This is a genomic window from Mesorhizobium sp. M7D.F.Ca.US.004.01.2.1 (genome assembly GCF_003997785.1).
Classification (GTDB): Bacteria; Pseudomonadota; Alphaproteobacteria; order Rhizobiales; family Rhizobiaceae; genus Mesorhizobium; species Mesorhizobium loti.
In genome coordinates this window covers 1-8276 of sequence record NZ_RZRQ01000260.1, presented here as the reverse complement: position 1 = coordinate 8276, position 8276 = coordinate 1, and the positions used below count along the sequence as shown (strand labels likewise).

General features: G+C 59.6%; 7 protein-coding genes, 1 pseudogene and 1 riboswitch. Of the genes and pseudogenes, 6 read left to right on the top strand and 2 right to left on the bottom strand.

Annotation, left to right across the window (positions count from 1 at the left end; all coding sequences use genetic code 11):
- On the bottom strand, nt 1–1781 hold a 1781-nt coding region (locus EN993_RS26595), incomplete at its 3' end, for a hypothetical protein (RefSeq protein WP_164757820.1).
- 2 nt (nt 1782–1783) lie between these two features.
- The gene (locus EN993_RS26590; protein ID WP_063169413.1) at nt 1784–3121 is read right to left on the bottom strand and encodes a metallophosphoesterase; all 1338 of its coding nucleotides are present in this window, start codon (nt 3119–3121) and stop codon (nt 1784–1786) included.
- A gap of 491 nt (nt 3122–3612) precedes the next feature.
- Here EN993_RS26590 and EN993_RS26585 point away from each other — a divergent pair, with 491 nt between their 5' ends.
- From EN993_RS26585 to EN993_RS26555, 6 genes and pseudogenes are all read left to right on the top strand, one after another.
- Nucleotides 3613–3876: a hypothetical protein gene (locus EN993_RS26585; protein ID WP_082826710.1), complete on the top strand. Its 264-nt coding sequence runs from the start codon at nt 3613–3615 to the stop codon at nt 3874–3876.
- A 317-nt stretch (nt 3877–4193) separates the two neighbouring features.
- Nucleotides 4194–4310: riboswitch (TPP riboswitch) on the top strand.
- A gap of 103 nt (nt 4311–4413) precedes the next feature.
- The gene (thiC, locus tag EN993_RS26575; protein WP_063169414.1) at nt 4414–6249 is read left to right on the top strand and encodes a phosphomethylpyrimidine synthase ThiC; all 1836 of its coding nucleotides are present in this window, start codon (nt 4414–4416) and stop codon (nt 6247–6249) included.
- Nucleotides 6246–7247, top strand: coding sequence for a glycine oxidase ThiO (gene thiO, locus EN993_RS26570; RefSeq protein ID WP_063169415.1), 1002 nt, complete (start codon nt 6246–6248; stop codon nt 7245–7247). The genes thiC and thiO overlap by 4 nt, the downstream gene beginning before the upstream one ends.
- The gene (gene thiS, locus EN993_RS26565) at nt 7216–7413 is read left to right on the top strand and encodes a sulfur carrier protein ThiS (RefSeq protein WP_024504260.1); all 198 of its coding nucleotides are present in this window, start codon (nt 7216–7218) and stop codon (nt 7411–7413) included. The genes thiO and thiS overlap by 32 nt, the downstream gene beginning before the upstream one ends.
- A 1-nt stretch (nt 7414) precedes the next feature.
- A complete protein-coding gene (locus EN993_RS26560; RefSeq protein ID WP_024504259.1) occupies nt 7415–8188 on the top strand; it encodes a thiazole synthase in 774 nt (257 codons plus the stop codon).
- Nucleotides 8185–8276 (top strand): annotated as a pseudogene (locus tag EN993_RS26555) (thiamine phosphate synthase); the annotation flags it as partial. The gene EN993_RS26560 and the pseudogene EN993_RS26555, both read left to right, overlap by 4 nt.

The following is an 8276-nucleotide window of genomic DNA, read 5'->3' as shown; positions in this document are numbered from 1 at the left end:
AACCCATCCCTTTCCGCCCGACGCAGGACCTCGTCCAGTTTTCCGCTGGGTTGCTCCAGTCGGTTCACCAGCGAGCGCATTTCCTTTAGATCAACCCTGAAAATGCCTCTCTCTGTCGTTCCTAGAGCATTTTCTTCGGCAAACTCTGTCTGGAGGCGAGCGGTCAGGTAACCCAACGCCCGCACCATGCGCACGCTCTCTTCTTCGTACGGATGTGAAAGCGCCTGAAGTCCATCAAGCTTCCGTTGAGAGGCGGCGTTCACAGCCTGTCTCTGCTGTTCGAGATGAATCTGTAAATCCGAGTTGATGAATTCCACCAGTTTTCGTGGATCACTGGAACTCGGAACACTGCGGCGGAAGATCTCTCCCATTATATCAAGGAAATCGCGTATACAGACGTCGCTCAATGATGTGATGATCTGGTGCCCTACGTACGGGTAGTCATGCAGACGCAGCATCTGGCACGCTTTCAGAAAAGCCCATCCCTGTTTCCGGGCGATCGACCTCTTCAGATTTGAAGCATCCGCCTTGCTCATGGGCCGGCGCTTAATTTCCGGGTTCATGAGCGCGAGCGCCAGCCCTTCGGCATAAGGGCGCGCTTTTCGATCAAGAAGGAATTGCTGCTGATCCGCCGTCCTCAAATTCACGGAGAGGAATTCACGTGCTGCATCAGCAAGTGCCACAAGCTCTTCTCTGCCCTCGGAATGACCCGATATGATAACCCGCTCGATGATGTCATTGACGGAAAGCCGCCCCAGCCGGTTTTTGAGCGAAAACGCGCTGAGCGCATCGTTGCGCTCGAGATCACTCCGCAGATGGTCAGGAAGCGCATAGTACAGCCGAAGCGACGACACGTTCTCGCACAGCGTGGCGAACTCCCTCGGATCGACTGAATCAAGATTCTCGACGTCCCGGTCAGCATTCGAGAGCGACTGGCCGGGTATGATCGTCCGGATCGTGTCGTAGAGGCCGCCGATGTAGGCGAGGACCCATTTCACGTTGCCGCGCGTCTTTCTCACCAAGGTGTTCAGGAACTGCTGTTGGAGCGGTGTCAGTGCTTCACAGTCGTCAATCAGTATCTTGAAGAAGGGCGCCCTGTCACCGGCGAAAGATGGGCCATTTAAAAGTGGAGTGATCGCGGTCGCGACCTTGTTAATGATCGCGCCAGGGTCTGTTGCTCTGAAGCCGGTCGCTCCGGCATCGGCGGCAAAGAAGAACGCGTTGAAGCATTCGTCGACGTACCGGGTTATCCCACCCCGCAGCTCATCGATGCTGAAGAAGTCGAGACGGGCAGGTTGGGGTATGAAGTGCAGCACTTCGCGATGCAGTGCCAGGGCGACGTCCCTATCTTCGGAGGCCCGGTATTTCAAGTGGCCGTCGCGTCTGAGCTGGCCGATGCTCTCGAGCAGGCGTTCGACTATCTTCAGCTCCAGATAGTGAGAGAAGATTACGAATTGCCGCGGGATCACGGCGGCCGTGTCGAAGCGTATCCGCTCCGGAATGAGGTTCAGAACGGCGTTGTCGATTAGGGGCGAGAATGTCTCATTGAGCTGGAAGAAGACGCCATACCAAGCGAGCTTGCCGACTTGGTCCGAGAGACTTTTGTCTTCAAGAATATGGACTGTGGAAAGCGAGCGAAGAATGCTGGTCTTGCCGCTGCCTCTCGTCCCTGCGACGAAGACCGGCTTGGCGGCGGCAGAAATCAACGCCGACTTCTGACTGAACCACAGTATCGGGCGGCTTTCGTACTCGATCCTGTTGGGGCCGAACGGATTCTCCATCGCTATTCGTCCCTTACCTTAATGCGCCAAGCCGAGTTTGCCTTGGTGAGGCCGTCTATCTCGATGAAGCGCGCCGCTTGGAGCATCAGAAGAGAGTCTTCCAGATCTAGCCCGAGCTCGGCGGAGGCAGCAATCTCAGTGATCTCGTCCCAGAAGAGTAACCCATTCCCGCGCCTGGTGGCATGGTCGCGCAGTCGGCGCAGCAGGTCAAACGTGTCGTTGTTCAGAAAGGCCTTGCCGTTGGACATGGTCGAAATAAAGCAATGTTCGCCTTCCATGACCGTCCCGTCGGCGACATTGGTGCGGTAGGGTATAAGTCGGATGCCGACGAGCTCTCCCTGATCGGTCGTGAAGAAGACGAGCTCATTGAAACCTGACTGTATCTCTGGTGCTGAGATGCAGATCAATTTGCCGTCCGGAAACCTTGGATCGTTGACGATCTCGACCGGATCAGCATGTATGTGTCCATGCAGGTAGACGATAGGCTTGTTGCCCTGCAGCAGCTGAGTTCTGACAAATCCGCTGTTGAGCATCTCCGCGTATGGCGTAATGCGCGGAGTCTTTTGTGGCAGCAGATTGTGATGGCCGATTATGATGCCGTAACGCATGTCGGGCTGCTGGAGCAATTCCTGTAGGCCTGCAAGCATCTCACGCGAGATGTATGGCGTGTCCATCTGACCGTAATACTCGTCGTCGGACGCCTCCTTGTCTGGATCGCTGGGAGGTGTCGCGGGCGAATGTCCCGAGATGTCCGGCGAGCCGAGATCTAGAGGCTCTGTAGAAGGACTGAGTGCCTCGAGACGATCACGAAGGAACGCGGGAAGGTTTTGAAGCTCCCAACTGCCTATCGCTGTGTTGACGAGGATGAAGTTTGCGCCTGCGGATCCTGTCGGAAGTCTGAAGTGCACGGGTTGGTCCACGGGAACGGTCTGCCAACCCAAGCGGGCGGCTAAACTCGCCATTTCGCTGAATTTCTCAGTCGGTCCAAGTTCGCGCGCGTCATCACGGTTCACATCGTGATTTCCCGGTACGAATATCAACGGAAGCGCCTTTGAACTGCGTCCCTGTGCGCGGCAGAGCAACGTGAAATGCTGGAATGCCGAAGCAATGAAGGTCTTGTCGCCACGGCTCGTGAAATCCCCCATGAAGGCGATCGAATCCAAGGGCTTCGAAGTCGTCAGCCGCCGAAGTTTCGTCAAGACGGCACGCAGCGAAGACGCGCGTAGCTTCTGCGTTATTTTCGGAGCGAACTTGCTATCCTTGGCATCGATGTTGCTAGAGGAAGGATGCCAGTCCGGATAGTGAATATCGCCTACTTGAAGGATTCGCACCCGCCGCATAACTCGCCCCCCTGCCGAGAGCCATAGACTAATCCGTTCGCTTTTGCCAAGCGCGAACGATCATCCGCAGTGTCCTTAACGAGGTAGCCTGCACTTTTCGAGAATTGCCACGGCGGCTATTTTTCGGCTGTGAAGCACACGAGACCCGTGACGTGAGACCCAGTTGCTCAATGCCCAGTTGCTCAATGAGCTTTCTTACGAATAAGGGAGAATTTCCGCGGCCGGACTATCTCTGAGCGAGCGTGCATGACTGCCAACGGAAGGTCTTGCACGCACCCTTGCGATCTTGAGCAATGGTCGCCATGACTTTCTTCTTGCAGGCTTTTGAGTGGCCCAGCCTGCGATCACCAGACCCCACCGATTCTAAAGAGCGTGGCAGATGGGATAGTCGAGGTTGCCCGTGCACAGTCACGCTCAGGGCTTGCGCCGCCCAGAGGACACGCTGAAAAGGCAGATTGGGGCGCAAGCACGCCATTCACGAGAGGTTCGACATGAAGACCATGCAAGAAAAAGACATTCCGGCATTCGTACAAGCAGTTGTGGACGCCGGCTGCAAAATTTGCGCGATTGGCAACTTGGGATACGTCTTTGGCGATGCTGATTTCACGCCAGCGCAACGGAGGGCCGTCGAGCCACAGCTGCGTAGGATTGCTGAAATCTACGGCGAACGCGATCATCTCATGAACGAGATAGCTGTATATCTGCGGTCGATCGGACGCCATGTCGAGGTTGAGCCGAAGACAGGTATTTCCTGATGGCCGTGATCGCGAGAAGCCGTCTTCCAACCTCTGAATCCTAAAGGAGGTGACCCCCAAGGCCGTTCGTCACCTTCGACCAGAATAACCACATCCGTGACCGCCTGAGCTACTTGGTCGATACGCGCACATGGCCAATACAGTTTCTCCATCCTTCACGAAGCGAATGAGGCTTTGGCCATTCAGCCCCGGTCTACGGGGCGTGACTTGTCCCCGATGCATGCGCGAGCTCTCCGCCCGGCTGGCCGCCGGTCGTCGCCACCGGCCGAAGGCGCCCGAATGCGCTTGACAAGATAGCGTCAGCCCGTTCAACCTAAGGCATTCACCAGGGGAGTCCCGGCAAGGGGCTGAGATACTGCTGGCTTTCGCGGCGCAGTGACCCGTTGAACCTGATCCAGTTCATACTGGCGTAGGGACGGTGCAAGCGCTTTGCGGGAGTTTACGCCCGAGGTCCTGTTGCAGCAGGTCTACAGAAGCGTCTTTTCATCCTTCCGGCACAGAACTGGGTCTCCAATGCATGAGCAAAGGAGCCTCACGATGAATGCCCTCACCCCCGCCGTATCGACGGGACCACTGCCCGCCTCGCGGAAAATCCACAAGCCCGGCGTCCTCTACCCGCAGATCAGGGTGCCGATGCGCGAGATTTCCGTCCATCCGACGGCCGGCGAACCGCCCGTCACCGTCTACGATCCGTCCGGCCCCTACACCGATCCATCAGTCGAAACCAGCATCGAAAAAGGCCTTGCCCGGCTTCGCCACGAATGGGTCACGGCGCGTGGCGATGTCGAAGCCTATGACGGCCGCCACGTCCGGCCGGAAGACAATGGATTCGCCACCGGCGAGCGCCTGACACCGGAATTTCCGATACGCAATCGGCCGCTCAAGGCCAAGCAGGGCAAGGCGGTGACCCAACTTGCCTATGCGCGCGCCGGCATCATCACGCCAGAAATGGAGTTCGTAGCCATCCGCGAGAATCTCGGCCGCGAGGTGATGCGCGGCAAGCTGCAACGCGACGGCGAAGCCTTCGGCGCGGCGATCCCAGATTTCGTCACACCCGAATTCGTGCGCGACGAGGTGGCGCGCGGGCGCGCAATCATTCCCGCCAACATCAATCATCCCGAGAGCGAGCCGATGATCATCGGTCGCAATTTTCTGGTCAAGATCAACGCCAACATCGGTAACTCGGCTGTCACATCGTCGATGGCCGAAGAGGTCGAAAAAATGGTCTGGGCTATCCGCTGGGGCGCGGACACGGTGATGGACCTGTCGACCGGCCGCAACATCCACAACATCCGCGACTGGATCGTGCGCAATGCGCCGGTGCCGATCGGTACGGTGCCGCTCTATCAGGCGCTGGAAAAGGTCAACGGCATCGCCGAGGATCTGAACTGGGAGGTCTACCGCGACACGCTGATCGAGCAGGCCGAGCAAGGCGTCGACTATTTCACCATCCACGCCGGCGTGCGGCTGCACTACATCCCGCTGACCGTCGACCGGGTCACGGGCATCGTCTCGCGCGGCGGCTCGATCATGGCCAAATGGTGCCTGCACCATCACCGGGAGAGCTTCCTCTACGAGCATTTCGAGGAGATCTGCGACATCGCCAGAGCCTATGACGTCTCCTTCTCGCTCGGCGACGGCCTTCGTCCCGGTTCAATCGCCGATGCGAACGACGCGGCGCAATTCGCCGAACTGGAAACACTTGGAGAACTCACCAAGATTGCCTGGGCAAAGGACTGCCAGGTGATGATCGAAGGCCCGGGCCATGTCCCCATGCACAAGATCAAGCAGAACATGGACAAGCAGCTCGCAGTGTGCGGTGAGGCGCCGTTCTACACGTTGGGGCCGCTGACGACCGACATCGCGCCGGGCTATGACCACATCACCTCAGGGATAGGTGCCGCCATGATAGGCTGGTTCGGCACCGCAATGCTTTGCTACGTCACGCCGAAAGAGCATCTCGGCCTTCCCGACCGCAACGACGTCAAGATTGGCGTGATCACCTACAAGATAGCCGCCCATGCAGCCGATCTGGCGAAGGGCCATCCGGCAGCGAAAACCAGGGATGATGCCCTTTCGCGCGCGCGCTTCGAGTTCCGCTGGGAGGACCAGTTCAACCTGTCGCTCGACCCCGAAACCGCACGGTCCTTCCACGACCAGACCTTGCCCAAGGAGGCGCACAAGCTGGCACATTTTTGTTCGATGTGCGGGCCGAAATTCTGCTCCATGCGCATTTCCCACGACATCCGTGCCGAGGCCCAGAAGGAAGGCATGGCGGCAATGGCGGCAAAATACCGGGAGGGCGGCGATCTCTACATGCAGGCGGACGAGACTGGCGTACCGGTCGTGCCAGAGGCTCCCAAACCATCATGAGGGTGCTCGTCAAAGGGGCCGGCGTTGCCGGCCTCACCGTCGCTTTCGAACTCGCCGCCCGCGGCGCGACGGTCACCGTCGCCGAGATGCGGCATGGCCTTGGTGGCAACGCGTCGTGGTTCGCCGGCGGCATGCTGGCGCCATGGTGCGAGCGCGAAAGCGCGGAGCAGCCGGTGCTGGATCTCGGACGCGATGCTGCCGACTGGTGGGATGCGGTGCTGTCGGGTCAGGTGACACGGGCCGGGACATTGGTCGTGGCCGCGCCGCGTGATGCCGGTGAGCTTGACCGGTTCGCCAGTCGCACGTCAGGGCATCGGCGCGTCGATGAAAACGAAATTGCGCTCCTGGAACCCGACCTCGCCGGCCGCTTCCGGCGTGGATTGCTCTTCCCCGACGAGGCTCACCTCGACCCACGCCCGGCGATGGCGGCACTTCATGACAAGCTTGCGACCATGGGTGTCAAATTCCACTTCGGCTGCGACGCCCGGCCTGTTTCGGGATTCGCCCGTCAGATAGACTGCATGGGAATGGCAGCGGCCGATGACAGGCTGCGCGGTGTTCGCGGCGAAATGCTGATCCTTCGCACGCCTGATGTCTCGCTGTCGCGGCCGGTCCGTTTGCTTCATCCACGCTTTCCGCTTTATGCCGTGCCGCGCACCGATCACCGTTTCATGATCGGAGCGACGATGATTGAAAGCCAGAGCGCCGGACCGGTGACGGCGCGTTCCATGATGGAGCTGCTGGGCGCCGCCCATGCCCTCCATCCGGCCTTTGGTGAGGCCGAGATCGTTGAAACCGGTGTGGGTGTCCGTCCGGCATTTCCCGACAATTTGCCACGCGTCGAAACAGACGGTGAGATCATCGCGATCAACGGTCTTTATCGTCACGGTTTTCTCCTCGCCCCCGCCATGGCGCGCCAGGCTGCCGACCTGGTTTTCAGTCAAGACAGAACCAAGGAGCATGCTCATGAAACTGATGGTCAACGGCGAGGCGCGTGAGATTGCCGCCACCACGCTGGCCGAGTTGCTTGCCGCGCTCGACTATGAGGGCGATTGGCTCGCCACCGCCGTCAACAGCGACCTCGTGCACAAAGCCAACCGCGCGGAGTTCCAGTTGAGCGACGGCGACCGGATCGAAATCCTCTCGCCCATGCAGGGCGGCTAGCATGTTGGAGCTTTATGGAACCGAGCTTTCGTCGCGCCTGCTTCTCGGCACGGCTCAGTATCCTTCGCCGGCCATCCTTGCCGATGCAGTCAAGGCATCGGGCACGTCGGTGGTGACCGTCTCGTTGCGGCGTGAGATGGCGGGCGGTAGGGCCGGCGAACAATTCTGGTCGTTGATCCGCTCGCTGGGCGCCAGAACCCTGCCCAATACCGCCGGCTGCCTCTCCGTCAAGGAAGCCGTCACCACCGCGAAAATGGCGCGCGAGGTCTTCGGCACCAACTGGATCAAGCTCGAAGTGATCGGCAATCACGACACGCTACAGCCGGATGTGTTCGGTCTGGTTGAAGCCGCCCGCATCCTGTGCGAGGACGGCTTTGCGGTATTCCCCTATACCACCGACGATCTCGTTGTCGCCGAGCGGCTGCTGGAAGCGGGCTGCAAGGTCCTGATGCCGTGGTGCGCACCGATCGGTTCCGCCTTGGGACCGGTCAACATGACGGCGCTGCGCTCGATGCGCGGATATTTCCCTGGCGTCCCGCTGATTGTGGATGCGGGGCTCGGACGGCCGTCGCACGCGGCCACCGTCATGGAACTCGGCTTTGACGCCGTGCTCCTGAACACAGCGGTCGCCAAGGCGGCAGATCCGGTCGGCATGGCGCGTGCTTTCGGTAAGGCGGTCGACGCCGGTCGTGAGGCGTTCAGTTCGGGAATGCTCGAACCGCGCGACGTCGCCGTGCCATCGACACCGATGGTCGGCAGGGCCGTTTTTTCATGAAGCTCGATCCCTTCTACCTGATCGTCGACAGCGCCGCCTGGATCGAAAGGTTGGCGCCGCTCGGCGTCAAGCTGATTCAGCTTCGCAT

Excerpts from the sequence above, each read along its gene's own strand:
- thiS (WP_024504260.1), top strand. The coding sequence starts at position 7,216 with ATGAAACTGATGGTCAACGGCGAGGCGCGTGAGATTGCCGCCACCACG.
- thiO (WP_063169415.1), top strand. The coding sequence starts at position 6,246 with ATGAGGGTGCTCGTCAAAGGGGCCGGCGTTGCCGGCCTCACCGTCGCT.
- EN993_RS26560 (WP_024504259.1), top strand. The coding sequence starts at position 7,415 with ATGTTGGAGCTTTATGGAACCGAGCTTTCGTCGCGCCTGCTTCTCGGC.
- thiC (WP_063169414.1), top strand. The coding sequence starts at position 4,414 with ATGAATGCCCTCACCCCCGCCGTATCGACGGGACCACTGCCCGCCTCG.
- EN993_RS26590 (WP_063169413.1), bottom strand. The coding sequence starts at position 3,121 with ATGCGGCGGGTGCGAATCCTTCAAGTAGGCGATATTCACTATCCGGAC.
- EN993_RS26585 (WP_082826710.1), top strand. The coding sequence starts at position 3,613 with ATGAAGACCATGCAAGAAAAAGACATTCCGGCATTCGTACAAGCAGTT.